General features: G+C 54.3%; 8 protein-coding genes and 2 pseudogenes. 7 read left to right on the top strand and 3 right to left on the bottom strand.

Going from position 1 to position 20,326, the window contains the following annotated elements; translation table 11 throughout:
• The 5 genes from ACN5AZ_RS17930 to ACN5AZ_RS17910 all read left to right on the top strand — a co-directional run.
• A partial coding sequence (locus tag ACN5AZ_RS17930) for an Ig-like domain-containing protein (RefSeq protein WP_419430276.1) occupies positions 1 to 1,868 on the top strand: 1,868 nt, incomplete at its 5' end.
• A gap of 26 nt (positions 1,869 to 1,894) precedes the next feature.
• Positions 1,895 to 3,424 carry a TolC family protein gene (locus ACN5AZ_RS17925; RefSeq protein ID WP_419430275.1) on the top strand — a complete coding sequence of 510 codons (1,530 nt, stop codon included), beginning with the start codon at positions 1,895 to 1,897 and terminating at the stop codon, positions 3,422 to 3,424.
• A gap of 5 nt (positions 3,425 to 3,429) precedes the next feature.
• Complete coding sequence (locus ACN5AZ_RS17920; protein WP_419430274.1) at positions 3,430 to 4,173, top strand: efflux RND transporter periplasmic adaptor subunit; 744 nt, start codon at positions 3,430 to 3,432, stop codon at positions 4,171 to 4,173.
• Positions 4,160 to 5,593, top strand: coding sequence for an efflux RND transporter periplasmic adaptor subunit (locus ACN5AZ_RS17915; protein ID WP_419430273.1), 1,434 nt, complete (start codon positions 4,160 to 4,162; stop codon positions 5,591 to 5,593). Before ACN5AZ_RS17920 ends, ACN5AZ_RS17915 begins: the two co-directional genes overlap by 14 nt.
• Before the next feature lie 8 nt (positions 5,594 to 5,601).
• A complete protein-coding gene (locus tag ACN5AZ_RS17910) occupies positions 5,602 to 7,716 on the top strand; it encodes an HlyD family efflux transporter periplasmic adaptor subunit (RefSeq protein WP_419430272.1) in 2,115 nt (704 codons plus the stop codon).
• Positions 7,717 to 7,771: 55 nt separating this feature from the next.
• Here the strand turns inward: ACN5AZ_RS17910 and ACN5AZ_RS17905 are convergent.
• Positions 7,772 to 7,921, bottom strand: a pseudogene (locus tag ACN5AZ_RS17905) (transposase domain-containing protein); the annotation flags it as partial.
• A gap of 69 nt (positions 7,922 to 7,990) precedes the next feature.
• On the opposite strand from ACN5AZ_RS17905, the gene ACN5AZ_RS17900 reads away from it, so the two are divergent.
• Together ACN5AZ_RS17900 and ACN5AZ_RS17895 are read left to right on the top strand one after the other, a co-directional pair.
• Positions 7,991 to 9,150 (top strand): IS3 family transposase gene (locus ACN5AZ_RS17900; protein WP_419430271.1). Its coding sequence is split into 2 segments (ribosomal slippage): positions 7,991 to 8,240 and positions 8,240 to 9,150, totalling 1,161 coding nucleotides; the frame shifts between segments, so codons are not numbered across the junction.
• Positions 9,151 to 9,177: 27 nt separating this feature from the next.
• Positions 9,178 to 9,696, top strand: a pseudogene (locus ACN5AZ_RS17895) (IS66 family transposase); the annotation flags it as partial.
• Between the two features lie 84 nt (positions 9,697 to 9,780).
• Here the strand turns inward: ACN5AZ_RS17895 and ACN5AZ_RS17890 are convergent.
• Both ACN5AZ_RS17890 and ACN5AZ_RS17885 read right to left on the bottom strand, forming a co-directional pair.
• Entirely contained in the window at positions 9,781 to 13,272 is a 3,492-nt protein-coding gene (locus tag ACN5AZ_RS17890; RefSeq protein ID WP_419430270.1) for a hypothetical protein, read from the bottom strand.
• 18 nt (positions 13,273 to 13,290) lie between these two features.
• Positions 13,291 to 20,211 carry a DUF7507 domain-containing protein gene (locus tag ACN5AZ_RS17885; RefSeq protein ID WP_419430269.1) on the bottom strand — a complete coding sequence of 2,307 codons (6,921 nt, stop codon included), beginning with the start codon at positions 20,209 to 20,211 and terminating at the stop codon, positions 13,291 to 13,293.
• Between the last annotated feature and the right edge of the window lie 115 nt (positions 20,212 to 20,326).

Raw genomic sequence — 20,326 nt, 5'->3', positions numbered from 1 at the left:
CGCCAAACTTCGACGGCACGGTCAGCATCGACTATACCGTCACCGATGGAGATGTAGTTGACGCAGAAGTCGCCAGCGCGACGATGACCATCGCGGTCAATCCGATCCCTGGCGTCACAGGCGACCTGCGTGCCACCGATGAGGACACCCCGGTCGCCCTCGGCATTCTGCCCAACGACGACCCAGGCGACGGCATCGCCACGGTCGACATCCTGACCCTGCCCACCGCAGAAGAAGGCACACTGACCTATATCGATGCCGCCGGGGTAACACAGGCCGTCACAACACCGGCAAGCCTCACCGCTGCCGAGGCTGCAACCCTCACCTTCGTACCCGCAGAAGACTTCAACACAGCCGGCAGACCACCGATCGCCTTCACATACGCCATCACCGACACAACAGGTGACCAATCTGCGCCAGCAACCGTCAGCGTCACTGTCGCTGCAATCCCCGATGCGACGGGCGATGCCGTTACGGAACGAGCGCCCGGTCCGGTACGGATCGATGTACTGGCAAACGACACCGCATCAGCGGACGACACGTTAGATCCTGCGAGCGTTCGGCTAGTTGCAGTCGTAGAGGATAGCGTTCTTTCATCGGACGGCCGCACCTTGACGGTTGCCGGCGAGGGCCGCTGGAGCGTCGATCCCGCAGACGGATCGATTACGTTCACACCTGTATCAGACTTCACATATGACCCGACAGAAATCAGTTATACTGTAGCAGATATCACGGGTGACCGGAGCGATCCGGCACGTGTTTCGGTTGACTATCGGCCTGTCGCACAGCCTGACATACAAAGGGCGGATCCGGGCACCCGAGTCGTGATAGGCGTTCTAGGGAATGACACGACTGGCGACCGCCCCCTGCCGGAAACCGTTCAAATTGTGGGGACCAATGCACCGGGTCAGTCACTGCTCGTTCCCGGTGAAGGTGAATGGGACGTCGACCCTGCTACCGGTGCGATCAGTTTCACACCTTTGGATGGCGTTAACAGTGATCCAACGCCTATCTTCTATGTTTCCCGCGATAGTTCGGGCCAACTATCCAATCAGGCGAAAGTAACAATCGAGTATCGCCCAACAGGTACCATCGCGCCGCATGGGCATCCTGAGCCAGAAGCCCACCACATAATCGTGGAAGAATCGCCGACATTGTCCGTTTCGCCAATTGTCGACATCACAGCCAACTTGATCGGATCACTTGGTTCAGCACCACGACTGGAAGCCGAAAGACCGATCCTATCTGCGGTCAATAGCATCTCCAGCCTAGACGGCGTACGCATTTTGCCGACCGAGGACCTGATCTATTTCACGTCCTTGTCGGCGCCGTTTCCGATTACGATCGCTATTGAAGGTATTGATCCAGGTACGGTCCTGTCGGAACTGATGCCAGATGGCGGTGACATATTGAAGAAGCTGCAAACCTTCTTCCCAAAAGGCGGAACAGGCATGCATTCCTATATCCTGACAGGTGTTAATTATACTCTACTTTTGACAGCGAGCTTTACAGCCGAAGGCGCTACCTGCGCCATTTTTGGCGGTGAAGCCCTTGAGAAGCTTCATCCCGTGTCCGCCGTGCTCTTTGGAGAAGGCGGCGCGAAGTGCCCTGACTCTGTGAAGCAAATTTCCGACGGTATTTTCCTCATCGCTCCTGAGGGAGAAAAACCCGTTCACTTACGACTTGCCGCTGAGTTACAAGGCACTGTAGATCTAGACCTAGACTTGGGCATTCACCATGCGGATAGGATTTTCTCTATCGAAAGCAGGCCGCTGGTAGATACAAGCACCTTCACGGACAAGATCGCAACCATCGCAAATGAAATAGACAGTGAAATCGGGGCATTAGCCAATGGCTTATCTCTTTAATTGTCAAGCAGGAGCCAATTAGCCAGATGAAAATAACGCAGTCATCTTCCCTTTTTCGCAGTACTACTCTGGTGCTGTCTCTCTCTGGAGTTCTGTTGGGCTGTACCACCCCGCGTACGTCCGAACTGTCGCCAGCGGAATTGCAACAAATCGCCAAGGATCGCCTAACAAGAGTTGTTGCTTCTGAACAAGAACCTGTGACGAAATCAATCGATCTGTACGAAGCGATGGCTCGGGCATTAAAGTATAACCTCGACCAAAAAGTTGAGTACCGTGAGCAGATTTTGCGCGGGTCTGAATTTGACGTAGAGAGCTATGATATGCTCCCTGACGTTGCTCTGGCTGCAAATTTTTCCGGTCGTGATAATAACCCTGGCTCTTTTTCTATAGATGTCCCTAACGGCGATAGCCGGAGCGAAGTAGCAACCCGGTCGTCGGAACGCGAGCAAGCCAATGCAGATCTCACGCTGAGCTGGGACATGCTGGATTACGCCTTAGCGCGCGTCCGTTCGCAGCAAGCTTCGGACGAAATCTGGATTGCACGTGAGCAGCGCCGCGCCACCATTAATCGCGTAATCGAAGATGTCCGCACTGCGTATTGGCGGGCGGTAAGCGCACAGCGCCTCGATTCCCGGATTGATCGTCTTGAAAAATCCGCGCAACAAGCTTTGGCGCAAGCCTATGCCCAGGAGCGTCAGCAAGTTGGAGATCCGTTGGATGCGCTTACTTATCAACGAGAGGTCCTTGGAATCTTGCGGTCAATCCAGGAGCTGCGACGCGACCTTGGTATTGCCAAAAATCAGCTTGCCGCATTGATGAACCTCCCGCAAAATCAACGCTATTCTGTGGTGGTCCCAAGCCATGCGTCGCTTGACGCGCCGATTATACATGCAGATCCGATGCAACTGGTGCGCTTAGCTGTTCAAAATCGTCCAGAGCTTCGGGAGGTCAGCTATCGCCAACGCATCAACGACCTAGAAAACGACGCTGCCTTGGCGGAGATTATTCCCGACCTTGGTGTTTTCGTCGGCCTGAATTGGACCAGCAATGACCTAATTTACAATAACGATTGGGTTGACTACGGTGCTGACACGTCTTGGAATCTCATGAATATTTTCCGTCTGAAAGATCGCCGCCGTGTGATCAAAGACGGCGATGCTTTGCTTGATGCGCGCGCTCTTGCACTGACACAGGCAGTTTCGGCACAGGTTTTTGTTGCTCGGGCACGTTTAGAATCCCTGCGAACCGAAGCAGATATTGCCCGCCGCTACCACAATACATCTGATCGAATTTCCATTAGAACGCGGGCAGCAGTATCGGCTGGATCTTCGGGACAACGTGATGCCGTTCGTGAAGAGATGAACGCGGTTCTGGGGTCCCTGCGCTATGATGCGACCTATGCGGAGCTTCAGACAGCATTCGCCAATCTTTATTCTGCTATTGGCCTCGACCCATACTCACCCGAACTTGACGGCAACGAAAGCGTTGATGAAATGGCGGCTGTCCTGCGCAATCTCTGGGCCCAGCGAGGCGATAAAATGGCGCTGAAAGAGTGATCATAATGAATCCAAAACACAGTTTGGGAATAGCAATCCTCGGATTGTGTGTTTTGTTTTCGCCAGCAGCATCCGCCGAAAGCGCGCCTGCTGTATTGAAAGCGGAGAAACAGGCTACTATTTCTGCGAACCGTGCTGCACGAGTACTCGAGACCCCTTTTGGGACGTCGGAAGCTTTTGCAACCGGAGACCTTCTGATCAGTTTTGATTGCGCGCGGATCATTGCGGAGGCGGAAGCTGCCCGAGCCGCATATCGCGCAGCCGCTGTTAGCGCATCAACACAGCGAAACCTAAGCAATCTTGGCGCAGGTGGGCGCGGGGCGGCGAATATAGCAGTCGCGGAAGCAGAAGCTGCAGATAAGCGCGCGCAAGTTCTTGAATTGACCGCGCGAGACTGCAACATTCGCGCGCCTTTCGATGGGCATGTAGCAGAGCTTTTCGTAAACCCGTATGAGATCCCCGAGGCTGGCGCACCTCTAATTGCGATCGTAAGCGCGCAGACACCGGTCATTGATCTCTTGGTACCATCGACTTGGCTGAACTGGATCTTGCATGGCACCGAGTTCAAGCTAAAAGTGGACGAAACAGGCACCACCTATGATGCCAAGGTTGCGCGTATCGGTGCCGTGGTCGACCCCGTCAGCCGTCGCGTCCGGATCGAAGGCGAATTGAGGAACGCAGACGCCAATAGCCTTCTTCCTGGAATGTCAGGCATAGCAACTTTTGCGGGTCCAAATGAACAACCCTGACCCCCCAAAATCGGTAAAATCCCAGATAGTTCAGATGCGTCGACAGTCGGAAAGGGTACACAGCGAATCACCCGGGGACATCCAGAAGACCAAGGAACAACTTCGAAACGCCCTGCGGTTGCTGCAGTTGGAAGCCGACGCGCGCCTTGCAGAGAGCACCCAAGAGTTGCTCTACCATCTAGCCAATGAGACCGCGGATGTTTTGGGTTGGCGGCAGATGTTTGTTCTGCACCGCAAAGGTCGGAAAATGCGTGTTCGTGCGTCTTCGTCTGTGGCAAGGATTGATCCACATGCCCCGATTATCTGTTGGTTAGAAGACACTGTTGCCACCTTGGAGAATACCGAAGGCATAGCAACCTCCGCCGCGTTCTCCCTTCCCGCCTATGCGCCTAAAAACGCCCAAGAAACCTCGGAATACCCCTTTCGTCATCTCATGTGGGTGCCATTGGTCACGAGTCGTAATATCGTTTATGGCGGTATGCTCTTGGCACGCGATACGCCTTGGAAACCAGCGCATACGTCTCTCGCCGAACGCGTATCGGCCACCTACGTCCACGCTCAATCACGTCTAGAAGGTAAGCGCTTGGCACGGCCTTCGTTCAGGCGGAACCGAGCCCTTCTATGGGGAGCTGTGACGGCTATGACTGTCGCAATGTTCATCCCTGTTCCACTGACGGTACTGGCACCTGCTACTGTAGTTGGCCGCAATGCCCCTGCTGTCACAGCTCCACTGGACGCCATTGTTTCAGAAATTGCGATCGAGCCAGGCGATGTTGTTGAACAGGGAGATTTGCTTGTCACTTTTGAAGATACCGAATTGCGTAATGCCCTGCTAATCGCCGAGGAGGATTTTGCAGTCGCTCAAGCAGAACTTGCGCGCAACCTGCAAGCAAGCTTTGTCGACCCTTCCGCCAGCGCGGATGTGGCTGTGTCACAAGCACGGTTGGATCTGGCACGCGCTCAGCGCGACCTAGCTTATGATCGATTTGAAAAGGTTAGATTGCTTGCCCCGATCGGTGGGCGCGTCGTGATAGACAACCCAACCGAATGGATTGGACAGCCTGTCGTCGTTGGCGAACGGATCATGTCCATTGCCGACCAAGAAGATCTCGTTATTGAAATGCAGCTTTCTGTTAATGACGCGATTCCACTAGAGACAGGCGCAAAAGTGCGCGCCTTTATGGACACAAATCCACTTTCCCCAATCGGGGCCACGCTCACCCAACAAGGCTTCGCTCCCGCGTTATCCGAAGATGGCACCTTATCTTTTCCGCTGCGTGCTGATCTCACTGACCACGACACTTCGTTACCACGGATTGGCGCGCGCGGTATCGCCCAAATTTTCGGCGCGGATCATCCATTATGGTACGTCTTGTTCCGCCGCCCTATTGTGGCTATCCGACAGTCTTTAGGGATCTAAATATCGGGATGGCGCAGAAAGAAACGCCACTGCCGCTCCTTCGCGATGACCTGCAAATCGGGCGCAGCGCAAAACTGGTAACGGGCGCGCCAAGCTGGGTCCTCTATGATCCGATCTCGCATCGATACTTCGAAGTTAATCGCCGCGTGATTGACCTATTGAACCTTTGGCCCAACGGCACAGAGGAACGTTTGAAAGTTTCCGCATTAGCTCAGTCGCTCGCGACGGTCAATGACGATGAGCTATCAAGCCTGAAGGCATTTTTGATTAAGAATCGTCTCGTTCAGATGCCCGGCCGAGGTGCAGCGCAACAGCTAGCACAGTTTGAGGCCAGCACCCGCCAAGGCATCGGGCAGTGGCTCTCTCATTCATATCTCTTTTTTCGGATACCTTTAGTTCGTCCACAAAAGTTTCTAAACCGTACCTGGCCAGTGGTCCGCCCTTTATTCTCCCTCCAAACCATAGCAGTTATCGCGGTTCTGGGCATTATCGGCATCTATCTCGGCAGCAGGCAGTGGGACGCATTTATAGCCCAAGCGCGAGACCTCATCTCCTTACAGGGTGCTGCTCTTTATTTTGTTGCATTGGCGATGCTCAAAGTGTTGCACGAATTAGGGCACGCCTACCTTGCCGTAAGCCGTTCTGTCCGCGTTCCGGTCATGGGCGTTGCATTCCTGATGCTGTTCCCAATTCTCTATACTGATGTTACGGATGCTTGGCGCCTCAAACGAAGGCGTGACAAGCTGTTGATCGACGCGGGCGGCGTTTTAACAGAGCTTAGCGTCGCGCTTTTGGCAACCTTTTTCTGGGCATTTCTGCCTGACGGTCTTGCCCGTACAATAGCTTTTGCCTTCGCAACGACCAGCTGGATTATGTCTCTCGTGGTCAATCTAAATCCCTTCATGCGCTTCGATGGGTATTACTTTCTGTCCGATCTTGTAGGCGTGCAAAACCTGCAGCCACGAAGCTTTGCTCTGGCCCGATGGCGCTTGCGAGAACTGCTTTTCAACTTAGGCGATTCGTCACCCGAACTAATTTCCCCTCGCTTGTCAGGGTTCATGATTTGCTATGCTTGGCTCACTTGGATCTATCGATTCTTTCTGTTTCTCGGAATCGCTCTCCTAATTTACAATGCCGTTTTCAAACTCCTTGGTGCCACCCTCTTCGTCATCGAAATCCTCATTCTGATACTTCGGCCGATCTACAGGGAGCTCATGATCTGGAAATCAATGTCTTACCGAATTATGCGTACACGTAGGTCTTGGACGACGTTTGCAGTGGTTACGGGTCTGCTGGTGCTCTGCACCATACCTCTTCCCACACGGATCCATGTGCCGGCCACAATAGAGCCAGCGGTTGTAACGGAAATTTATGCGCCACGGTCCGCGCGCATTGTCACCATCGCCACGAGGAATGGGGCCCAAGTTGCGGTTGGCGATGACTTGTTTTCCCTAGCGACAGAAGAAATTGACGCAGAAATCAGGCAGAGCCAACTGCGTCTCGCACTACTGGACCGCCAACTCTCGCGGATCACCTCAAACAGCGATGACCGCGCGTCCTCTACGGTGACTCAGCAAACAAGAACCGCTGAACGCAAAAAGCTGGAATTATTAGAATCCACACGCAGCGAAGCGAACGTTCGCGCCCCAATACACGGAATCGTACGTGATTTTGACCAAGGCCTGACAACAGGTGTCTGGGTATCTCGCACCCGCCCAATTCTACGTATAGTACAAACAGGTGATATGCGTATTTCCGGGTATATTCATGAAAATGATATTGACCGTCTACCCTCAGGCGGACAGGCACGATTTATCTCAGATCAGAACCATGTCTATGATGTCGATATTTCCGGATTTGACGTAGAAGACATTCACCGAGCACGCCTTCTGAAAGAAATGCTATCGGACGCACATGGCGGCGATCTAGAGACCGTTGAAGATAATGCTGGTCATCAGCTACTTACCGAAGGAAGATACCCGATAAATGGTACATTCTCCGACCTTCCATCTGTAAAACTGCCTGAACGCGGAATAATCATTCTGGAAGGGATGCCAGAAAGCATCATAAAGAAAACGATGCGGCAGATCAGTGCCGTTCTTGTCCGCGAGCTTTCCTTTTAAGTGTTGATTGTCGTAAGCGTCGTCTCGACCCCACGTTGCTGCGTAACCGCTCGATTTAGGCCGCCTTGCAATCCTCGGCCTCTGCCGGAGCCCAGTTCCAAGGCAGCAATTCGTCGAGTTTGTTGATTTTGTGGTCGTGGATGCGGCTCAGGATGTCCGTCAGGTAGGCTTGCGGATTGAGGCTGTTCATTTTGGCTGTCTCGATGGTGACCTGCCCCCCGCGAAATCCCTCACCGTGATGTAGAGTCTGCGCCAACTCTGAAGGAGCAGACTCATGCGAAAGAGCCGTTTCACCGAGGCGCAGATAATCGGGATGATCAAGGAACAGGAGGCTGGGATGCCGACGGCTGAGGTGTGCCGCAGGCACGGGCTGAGCACCGCTACGTTCTACAAACTGAAGGCCAAGTATGGCGGTATGGAAATGTCCGAGGCGGCCAGGCTGAAGGCCCTTGAGGACGAGAATGCCAAGCTCAAGCGGCTGCTGGCAGACACGATGCTGGACAACGTGGTGCTGAAAGACCTGCTGGGAAAGAGCTGACGACATTGACGAAGCGGCGAGACGCGGCGCTCCGAGTGATGCGGGATCATGACATCTCGCAGCGCAGAGCCTGCAAGCTGGTTGGTGTCGATCCAAAGACAGTCCGGCGTGAACGCCCGCCGGATTGTGCCGAGATCCGCAAGGAGATGCAGGAGATCGCTGGCAAGCGACGTCGGTTCGGCTACCGCCGGATCGGGGTGCTGCTGGAACGCAAAGGCATGATCATGAACCACAAGAAGCTATACCGGATCTACCGGGAAGAAGGGCTGTCCGTGAAGCGACGACGTGGCCGGAAACGGGCGCGTGGAGCCAGGGTGCCGATGCCAGCCGCTGAATACTCCAATGCCCGCTGGTCGCTGGACTTCGTGTCCGACAGCTTCGGCGCGTCGCGAAAGTTTCGGGTTCTGGCGGTGATCGACGATTGCACTCGAGAATGCCTGTGCCTGGTTGCCGATACCAGCCTGTCCGGCGCACGGGTTGCCCGGGAGCTCAGTGCCCTGATCCGGATCTACGGCAAGCCCGGCTGCATAGTCAGTGACAATGGGACGGAGTTCACCAGTCGGGCCATCCTGAAATGGGCCGATGAGAATACCGTGCCGTGGCATTACATCGATCCAGGCAAACCGCAGCAAAATGCGTTCATCGAAAGCTTCAACGGCAGCCTCAGGGACGAACTGCTGAACGAGGAGATATTCGACAGCCTGGATGATGCGCGGCGCAAGCTGGCCCTCTGGCGTTACGACTACAACACGGTCAGGCCGCACTCGTCCCTCGCCAACCAGACGCCACAGCAAGCGCGCCGGACGCTTGAGCAATTTGAGGGCTCCGCGCCCGGCGCGCTTGCGTCAGACGGGGAAGCCGAATACCCAGATCCAACCTGCAGACTCTCGTTATGAATGAGGGATCAGCAGGGGGCAGGTCACCAGATCCTTGCCCGCTCCGGCATCCAGATCGACCGCAGCACCCTGGCGGACTGGGCCGGGACAGCCGCGTTCCACCTCCGCCCGGTGGTCGACCGGCTGTCCGAGCACCTGAAGGGATCGGCCAGGCTCTTCATGGACGAGACGACGGCGCCTGTCCTCGACCCCGGACGCGGCCGAACCCAGACCGGCTACCTCTGGGCGCTTGCCCGGGATGATCGTGGATGGGGCGGCGATGACCCGCCCGGCGTGGTCTTCACCTATCGCCCAAGCCGTGCTGGCGCCCATGCCGAGCAGATCCTGCAGGGCTTCGACGGCATCCTGCAACTGGATGGATATACCGGTTACGATCGACTGACGCGCCCCTCCCGCAAGGGCGGCGCGCCGATCACGGTGGCCCACTGCTGGGCGCATGCGCGGCGCAAGCTGAAGGAGGTCTTCGACCGCGACGGTTCGGAAATCGCGGCTGACGGCCTGCGCCGGATCGCTGAGCTCTACCGCATTGAGGCCGAGATCCGGGGGTAATCCCCCCATTTTTAATGGGGGGATTACCATGTCAAATAGTGTTTGCGAAACTCCAGCTTTTTAAGAAGCTGGAGTGAAATTTTAAAACTTCGCAATCAAGTTCACGAAGATACCTTCGTCGTCGAACGTCAGATCAGTTAGATCGTCCGAGAACGTCGAGAAGTTATAACCAACGCCGACGGACGCGTTATTGTTTACGTGGTAGTATGCAGCACCGAGGAAACCAGTTTCAGAGGTTTCGGCATCGACTAAGTTGAGGTGCCTCGCTTCGAGCAAGACGTCCCAACGTTGCACCAAATTATACCGCGTGTTCGCAACCGCGAGCCATGCATCATTGCTGGACATAACGGCACCGGCCTCCGGTGCGCTTTCCGTGAAACGACCGCCCAGCTTGCCAGCAATGGTCCATTTTTCGTCCAGGTCGTAATTACCTTCAATGCTGAATACATGACTTTCCTGTACGGGACCGCTATCAAAGACACCGTCAATTTCCTGTCCAACTGTGTCGTAGAAATACCGGTAACTGGCCAATATGTTCAGTCGCTCGTTGTCGATTGGACGGTAAGCATAGCCCAATACAACATCAGCATATGTGCCCTCTTCAAAGCTAGCACCGCCATTTTCCGTTTTTGCGTAATCTAGCGTAAAGATCAGGCGTTTTTCTTCCGTGATACGGTAATCAGCGTCCAGCAATGCAAAGTATGACGTCGCATCTTGGACGCTTGTATCCTCGTAGTCGTCAAAGCGAACTTCCACGCGACCAGCGGCACGAAGTTCGGTATCCTCATAACGCGCGCCAAAGCTCAGAGCTTGACGATCAAGGTTGCCAGGGTCGTCGTCCGTCCGCAATTGGCCCATGTCATAAGTTAGCGTGTAGCTAACAAAATCGTTTGGGGAATAGGTGAGGCCATACGCACCTATCAGCTCCTGATCGTCACCGAACAAATCATAAGTGTTTTCAGCAAAAACCGCGACGTCTTCGTTGATCTGGCGGCGAGATCCCACCACATACCTGCCGCCATTATCGCTGGCTTCAAACCCGTCAATGCTATCTATGCCGGTGAGTGTGCGCCCTGGGTCCAGCTCGTATCCGAAATAGGTAGAATTGTTGGCATCTTGGGTGTGAACTGCGAACAATTCTGCCCCCAAACCACCGTGACCGTTGGACAACTCAGCGCCGACTTCCCAATTTTTTGCCAACTCGGCGCCAAATCCGAAGCCATAGCGTTCGTTGTTTTCTAGGCCATTTTTGTCTATGGTCGTTTGACCGAATAAGAATAGATCGAGGGTATCGTTCGGCTCGTACGTCAATTCGAAAGCAAGATCAGTGCGATTGCCGGATGTGCCTTCAACGACATCGACCTCATCAAGATATTCAATTGCCCCCACAATTCCGAGATTTTCGTTTAGCTGAGCGGAGACCTCGGCACCAATCTCGGTTCGCTCATCGCCAACGGCATTTTCATAAATATCTGCGTACAGACTATATCCCAACCGGTCCTCAATCTGGGCGACCGAGAGGAACAAACCGTAGAGCGTTTCATTACCGGTGGCATCGGTGACATTGTAATCAAGCGTCGTAAAACCTTCGGTACGTTCCTCGAAATAGCCGCCAACAATGCCTTCGCGGTCGATACCCAAATCAGTGAGATCGAATTGCGCTTCGAGTTTGATCGCCTCGCCTGTTCCGGCATTGCGCGCATCTGTATCGGTGTCAAAATCCAAACCGCCGTCGTCCGAAAATGCGCTGTCAAAACCGGGTCCATCGCTTTTAGCGTAATCGAGCTGTGCAAAACTATTATTACCGATCTCATAGCGCAAATCGACACCGAAAGATTGCTGCTCGTTTAAACCGTCATCGTCACTGGAAGCCGTGGCACCAATCCGCAGGTCATCGGTCAGCCAATGTTCGACACGGGCACCATAGCTGAAGCCATCGATATCGCTTGTTGTCGGTGTGTATTCATATTGAACGACAAGATTAATGACCTCGTCACCACCACCTGTCGTGGTGATCACGCGGCGATCTATGGTATCTGTCAACGGCTCGTTCAAAATGATCAAGCCTTGCAAGGCATTGATTTGATAGTCGCGGCCTTCAATCAGTACGCGACGGTCAACGACTCGGTTCGTGGTTTCATCACGTAATTCGACCGTGACGGTTTGCGTGCCCGGTTCAATGTCTTGGGCACTCAAGAAATAAACCGATCCGCCGGTACCGCGGAACACATCACGGCCAACGGCTTGCTCTGGCTGCGCGGCATATAAATCAATTGAACTACGGACGTCTCCACGTTCTGTTGTGGTATTACCTTCAAGATGAACCTGCGCACCGTACAGGCTGCGTTCATTGCGGACAAAGCCATTTCCAACCAACTGCGCTTGATAGTCGCCCCAAACGCCAAAGTTGTTGTCTTTTTCGACCCTCAAGTAGAAACGACCACTGGTCGGGGTATTGTCAACAATTGTGCTGTCGTCACCGTATGTCGGATAGCCAGAGTTCGGGTCAATCCGCTCCAAAATATCGTCAGGGTTGCTTTCATCCAGGCGGCTAAACAACTCGTCCAACTCTTCCTCGCCAGTATCCAGCGATGAAGTGACCTGAACACCATTCTTGGTTTCACCTTCGACGTAATATTGTAAACGCCCAGTGGTTCGCGAATATTCTCCCTCCACGTCGGAAGAGTACCGGCCGTATGTCAGATCAGCGACGAAAACATGAAACCATTCGGACCCTGGGATTTGAATAGGACGTGTAACCCCGAGATCTTGCCCACCACCAGTTACAGCCACATCAATGGCGTAGTCACCGGGTGGCAGAATGCGATCGATGACCAATTGTCCCGCGCTACTAGGACGAATGCGTTCTCCCATCGTATCCAACACCGCATCTGCGGGAATATTGTCGGCAGAAACTGTCACAGTTGCGCCGGACGTGATTGGAATATTACGGTTTGCTGTAAACTGGCTTCCCTCTTCTACGCCGTCAAGTTGTGCACGATCATCTGGAAAAAACAGTGGTAAGGCTTGCGTCTCATCATAGCGACCACGGCTATCGTAAACGCGGTGTACCACTACGATATCGCGACCTTCGGGAATCGTCAGACGCGCCTGGCCATTTGGCTCGACCGGTACAGTCGTAATGACACGTGCCCCCCCAACTGCAGCACGATCGATGATACGCATTTCCGCACGATCCACGAAGGCAGGATAATTCAGCTCTGAAATCAGCGAGATTTGATCACCCGGCCCATAGGCTTGCGGCGTACCCGCAATTTCAACATCCAATCGTGGCACCGGATCGTTCGCATCCAGTTGAATCTGTACGTCTGCATTCGCCAACACAATGTCAGCCTGACGGACGCGGTCTTCAACTTGCGGGTCGGCATCAACAACCTCACCATCCAAAGACAAAACGAAGCCAGCAGAGTTGTCGACGGGCCCTGTGTCCGGCTCTGTGTTTGGCAAAACCGGTGCCGACACAACTTGGTTGTCTTGCGCAATTGCGGGCGCAGTTACCAAAGCAGCGGTAAGAGACAGGATCGATACGCGGTTTAAAGATAATTTACGCATGGTCTACTCTCTAATTGATTACTGCAACCGCAGGACTTGTGTTTCGACAATCAGTCGATATCTGCCGATATCTCTCCAACGACGATCGATTAGATTTTCCAACTCAGCAATGCGGCGCAAGGCTGTCTGGCTGTCTTCACCGTTCGTGAAATAGCTGATCCTGATGACCGAGGGCGTATCAACAACCTGCCTGAGCAGCTGAGTGACACCCTGATCCAAGCGATCTACCGGTTGATCACCGTTAAACGCTGCCGCTGTCAGATCGATATCCAAAACGCGGCCCAAAGCAGCGCCAAAGTTCATTTCAGTCGCAATACCAGCCGTGACGCGCATTGTACGCGGGTTTTCTGTGGTCACACGATAGCCGGTCGGCAAGGACCGCGGATCCAGCTTCAATGTGAAGTTGCTCCCGATATCGTCCGGCAAAGCCGCGCATGGCACGGAATAGCGGCCATATTCATCCGTAGTGATAATTGTACCGTTTGGCGTAACCAACCTGACATTTGGTAGCCCCGGCTCGCCCTCTTCTGCGGCAGGTATTTGCTCCGCTAGGCCCGCAAATTTGCCGCCGTAATAGCTCTGGTTAGTAATCGCGCCGCTACGTGTACTCAAACGCGCGTCCACATCCCGTGCAGGGTCTTGGTATCCGTTAAAGTTTCTATCATCGAACACCTTACCGATAATGTCAGAGCAGTCGAATACAGCCTCGGGGACGCGGCGCACTGTTGCGGTCGCTGGCTCGGCTAGAAGATCACCCGTTTGCGCATCAACGACAGTAACTGTGTTCGTCAAATCTCCAATCGGCGCATTCGCTCCTACACGCGTTACTAGCTCCAACTTCACTGTTGTACCGGCAGGCACCACAACCTCAGACCAAGTCAATGTCTGACCCGCAATTGTAGGTTCGACCGCGACACCATCTATCAATCCACTGCCCGGTGTATATGTCATGCCGACCGGCAGGAGATCGATAATATCGGTAGTGACTTGCAAGCCGGACAGGTTCTCAGCCTCGATTTCATACGGAACGCTGGTACCAACAATGACTGTAGTTAGATCTGTCGATTTGGTTAGAACCAAACGTCCGGGATCGGGTGCGGCAGTGATGTCACCGTCTTGATCGGAAAGAACAGTGTTCGGGCCAAAGGTCAAACCAGTGATACGATCACCAACTTCATCGCCAGTGATTGGATCAAAGAAGGCGATTTGGAAGCCCTCACCTGTTGGGAAACCTTCCATCAGGTAATTACCAGCAGCGTCTGTCAGCGTTGTCGCGATGATATTTCCATCAGCGTCCAACAGATTAACGACAAACCCTTCGAGCGGGAAATCATCACCATTGAATACACCGTCATCGTTCTCGTCAAAGAACACCATCCCACTCACAGCCGTATCAGGCACTGCCAATGGAACAGACAAGATCGTAGGATCATTGGTCGCATCACCATCGGTGACACCATCAAAGTCGCCTGTTTCTACGTTCTCCGGATCATCAATGCCTTCAGCAGATTGATCTGTACCTGTGTCCGAGACATCGCTTGGCACAAGCGGCTCACCTGTGGCCGGATCCAACAAAGGCGTACCTTGCGCATTTACGGCAGTACCTTGCGTTGTCGCTTGGTTCTCGATGAAACCGTCAATCTGATTTTCAGGTGTAATGATGTAGCTCTCTGTCACGGTTGCCGTTTCCAGAACCGCAAGCGTTGGAATTGTCGCGACAAGACCACCGAGCATCGGATCGTTCACAGTCACATCAACAAGGGCAGCATCGCCGGTGTTGGTGACGGCGAAGGAATAGATCACCTCATCGTCTTCCCCACCCAGCACATTGTCTCCATCCGTATCAAAGACATTGGCAACGCTTTTGATAATTTGGATCGAAGGTTGCGGGATGGCCGGCACGGTAAACACGGTTGGATCATTGGTTGAATCGCCATCCGTGACACCTTCCCCATCCGGAGTTTCGGTGTTTGCCGCATCCGAAATGAGGTCGCCCGCTGGGTCCGTGCCTGTATCCGAGGTATCTGTCGCAACCATCGGAGCGCCAGGGTTCGCAGGATCACCGATTGGTTCTCCATCTGATCCTGTCGCAGTCCCCTGAGCTGTCGCAGTGTTTTCGACATAACCGACGACGTTCACGTCATTTGCCGTCACAACATAGGTCGCGGTGAATGTCGCCGTGTCAACGCCGCCCACTTCCAACAGCGGAATGGGGCCGCCAACGACATCGGCCGTTGGATCCAACAAAGTCACATCAGACAGATCCACGTTACCTGTGTTCGTCACCGTGAAGGAATAGAACAACGTATCGCCAATGCCGCCAAAGGTGCCGTCCCTGTTGCTATCCGGGGCGCTCGCAATGGACTTCACAACTTCAATCGACGGTGTCGGAATGAACAACACAGTTGGATCGTTCGTCGAATCCGTATCCGTGTCTCCAGCCAAATCAGGCGTCTCGTTGCCCGCAGGATCGTCGATCGTTTCAATCAGACCTGTCGCCGTTGGTTGCGGCTCGGAACCTGCGTCACTGACATCGGATGTCGTAAGCTGCGGACCGCCATTCGGTTCCGTAATCGGATCCCCGTTCGAATTGACAGCGGTACCCGTCGCAGTTGCGGTGTTCTCGACCCCGCCCGCGGCCACATCTGCTGCGGTCAGCGTATACTGCGCGGTGAATTCCGTGGAATTCTGTTCGCCAAGCGCCAAGCTGATTGGGCCACCGGACACGGCAACCAGATCATCCTCAATGGCCACATCGGCAAGGGCAATGTTACCTGTGTTGGTCACTGTGAACACATAGTTCACCAAGTCACCTTCACCGATCACGCCATCCCCGTTGTCCGTGACACTTGCGATCGATTTCACGACCTCAATGCGAGGCAATGGGTTCGACGGGATCACAGTAACAGTTGGATCGTTGGTTGGGTCACCGTCGGTCACTCCCGCAGCGTCTGCTGTTTCCGTGTTTTCGGGGTCGTCAACAGCAGATACGTCAGGGTTTGAGCCGGTATCGGACACATCAGATGTCGAGATCGGGTTGCCGTTAATGTCGATCAACGGATCACCATTCGCGTTCACGGCATCACCGGTTGCGGTTGCAGTGTTCTCGACAAACCCGTTGGCTACATCATCAGCGGTCACAATGTAAGTCGCTGTGAAGGTCACACTGTCGCTATCGCCAACAGCAAGGTCGATCGGGCCACCCGTCACAACAGCGGTATCATCGATGATCTGTACGTTTTGCAAATCAACGTTGCCGGTGTTTGTGACAGTGAACGCATAGATCACTTCATCGTCTTCACCACCAAACAAGCCGTCATTGTTTGTATCCAAAACGTTGGATGCAACTTTAACCAGTGTAATTTCCGGCTGCGGCAACAGAAGAACAGTTGGATCATTTGTCGGATCCGTATCTGTCGCTCCGATGATATCAGGCGTCTCCACGGTTTCCGGATCGGTTACCACAATCGGATCGCCATTGGCATCCAATTCCGGCTCTGTTCCTGCATCAGACACATCCGATGTCGTGAATGGCCTGTTGGTCCTTGGATCAACAATTGGATCACCGTTCGCATCAACCGCATCCCCAACCGCAGTGGCTGTGTTTTCAATGCCGCCCGCAGCAATGTCAGCCGCTGTCAGTTCATAAACCATTTCGAACGCAGAGCTGTTTGATTCGCCAATCGCAAGTGAGATTGTCCCACCCGTCACAGTGCCAAGCGGATCGAAGACATCCACATCATCCAAAGCAACGTTGCCGACGTTGGTTACCGTGAAGCTGTAGATCACGCTATCGCCCGCTTCGAGAAAAGCAGATTCACCCGCAGCTGGCGGAACCGCATCGATGAAGCCAGTGATGGATTTCACAACGTCGATCAGAGGCTCCGGCTGCAACAAGAGTACGGTCGGATCATTCCCTGGATCGGTGTCCGTGCCACCCGCGAAGTCTTCCGTCTCGGTTCCTTCGGGCGCGTCAATCGCTTCGCCATCCGGCGTCGTACCAGCGTCAGAGGTATCGGTCACTGTCAACGGCTGGCCTGGGTTGAACGGGTCGGCCAGAACATCGCCATCGGCCCCAACTGCAACCGCTTCACCGGACGCGCTGTTTTCAACACCGCCCGCGATAATATTGGCCGCCGTCAAAGCGTATGTCGCGGTAACTTGCGTCGCGTTCGTTTCGCCCTGTGCCAAAGTGGCAATTGGGTTACCGGTGACCACAACACCTGCCAAACCATCAGTGATCACCACATCCACCAGATCGGTGTTCCCTGTGTTTTCAACAGAGAATGTGTAGTTCACAACATCGCCTTCATCGGTGAAACCGTTGCCATTTGTATCTGTGACACTTGCAACAGACTTCACCACCGCAATTTCCGGCATTGGCAAGAAGAGGACAGTCGGGTCGTTGGTCGGATCCGTATCTGTCGCGCCGGACGCGTCCGGCGTTTCGTTACCGGCCGGGTCAGAATAAGCCACGATACCATCATCTTGTGTGATTTCAGGCTCAGTCCCCGCATCGGAAACATCGGTCGCAGTGTGCGGCAAACCTGTTGCCGGATCAATTAGCGGCTCACCCAATGAGTTCACGCCAATCGCATCCGCACTAGCCGAGTTCTCTGTCGCGCCGTTAGCCGCTTGATCAGCCGTAATCACAGATGTGGCTGTGAAGGTTGTCGTGTCAGTTTCTTCAATCTCAAGCGAAATCGGACCACCGCTCACAACCGCAAGATTGTCAGTCACAGTCACATCACCCAAACGAACGTTACCGGTGTTGGTCACGGCAAAGCTGTAGGTCACCGTATCGCCTTCGCCCAACAGGCCATCGCCATTGGTGTCAGCGACAGATGCCACCGATTTCACAATGCTGACACGGGGCGTCGGATTGGCCGGCAATGCAACAACCGTTGGGTCGTTCGTCAAATCACCATCGGGCTGTGTTGCCGCGTCAAATGTTTCGGTCTCTTCGCCTGCGGGATCATCGACAGTGTCACCCTCCGGTGTTGTGCCCGTGTCGGAGGTATCCGTTGCGATTAACTCTTCGCCACCGGGCCCATAAATAGGGTCACCATTCGCATCCACAGCCGCACCAGTAGCCTCCGCCGTGTTCTCGACAAAGCCTGCGGCAAAGTCAGCCGGAGTGATCGTATAGGTCGCTGTGAACGTGATGCTGTCACCGACGCCAACTTCCAGAAGCGGGATTGGTCCACCTGAGACATCAGCAGTCAAATCCGTCACAGTAACACCGGAAAGATCTACATTACCTGTGTTGGTCACCGTGAAGGTGTAGGCAATCGTGTCACCTTCACCGCCGAACAATCCATCAGGCGCAGGCAAGTTATCGTCAAACACGTTGGACAAAGATTTCACAACAGTCAGTTCAGGGTTCGGAATGAACAAGACGGTTGGGTCGTTGGTTGGATCAGTGTCGGTTGAGCCGTCCAAACCTGCCGTCTCAGTCGTATCGGCGGCGTTCTGAACAATCGGATCCCCGTTTTCATCCAGATCCGGCGTTGTGCCTGTATCGCTGTCATCGGAAGCCGTCAGCGTTTCACCCGTAATTGGATCCACCAGCGGCGTACCGTCCGCGGCGACCGCTACAGAGCCGACAACAGCCGTGTTTTCAACGCCCCCCGCCGCAACATCTGCGTCGGTGATTTCATAGCTTGCCGTGAACGTCGTTGTATCGGTCGCACCGATCGCGAGGCTAATCGGGCCGCCAGACACTTCAACCAAGTCATCCGTCACCGTGACATCTGCCAACGCTGTATTACCTGTGTTGGTTACAACGAAGGTGTAGTTGGCAAGGTCGCCTGCGTTGATAGATCCGGAGCCGTCCACATCAACCACATCCGCCAAAGATTTGACAATCGTGATATCGGGCATCGGAACAACACGGAACACGGTCGGATCGTTCGTTGGATCACCGTCAGTGTTCCCAGCAAAGTCTTCGGTCTCAACAAGGCCTTCAGAGGCCACGTCATCGCCATCCGGGTCCGTACCAGCATCAGACACATCGCTTACCGTCAAAGGTTGCCCTGTTTCAAATGGGTTCGGATATGCATCCCCGTTCTCATCAACCGCTGTACCGGTGGCTGTGGCCGTATTCTGCAAACCGCCCGCTGCAATGTCATCAGCTGTCAGGAAATACGACCCTGTCACACTGGTGTCAGCCGACGCGCCGACCGCGATAGACGCAATCGGGCTGCCTGTAATCGTCAGACCAACAAGCGGGTCAGCGACAATGATATTCGTCAGCGTTGTGTTGCCTGTATTTGAAACTTCAAACGTAAACCGCAGCTCGTCTCCCTCATCGGTGAAGCCGTTGTTGTTTGTATCAACGACCTCGCTGACCGATTTCACCACCTCAACCGCGGGCGCTGGAATAATCAATGCTGTTGGATCGTTCCCTGCGTCCGTATCTACGGAAGATCCATCGACGTTTGCGGTCTCCTCGCTAGCAGGATCGTTTACCTCAATCGGCAGGCCAGTTGTTGGATCAATTTCAGGCTCGGTACCCGCGTCAGAAACATCTGTCGTATCAGGCAGCGGATCACCATTTGCCCCCAATGCAGGCGTGCCCGGAATTGGATCACCGGAGACCGGATCGGTCGCCACTGGCGTCCCCGTCCCTGTGGCGGAGTTTTCGATACCACCCGCAGCAATATCAGCCGCAGTCAACGTGTACTGCGCTGTCGCCGCCGCAATCGGGCCTTCACCAACTGCCAAATCACCATCAAACGTCGCAGCAGGTGTAACAGTCACATTTGGCAAACCAACATCATCGATGGTGACATTTGCCAAGGCAACGGTGCCGGTGTTCTCAACCGTAAAGTCAAAATCTACGATATCTCCAGCATCCAACAGGTTGTTCCCGTTCGTATCCGTGAACCCGGAAATCGATTTCACAACAACCAATTCAGGACCCCCTGCAAAGGTCACGCTGGTCGGGTCGTCTTCGCCATCAACTGTGCTGCCGTCGCCGTTTGTGTTGTCGTCGGAGGTGTCGGTCAGGGCGTTGCCGAAGGGGTCTGTGCCGCTGGCCACGGCGGAGTTG

This window comes from Sagittula sp. SSi028, assembly GCF_048553715.1.
Classification (GTDB): Bacteria; Pseudomonadota; Alphaproteobacteria; order Rhodobacterales; family Rhodobacteraceae; genus Sagittula.
The sequence above is the reverse complement of the archived record's forward strand: the minus strand, read 5'-3'. Positions and strand labels throughout refer to the sequence as shown.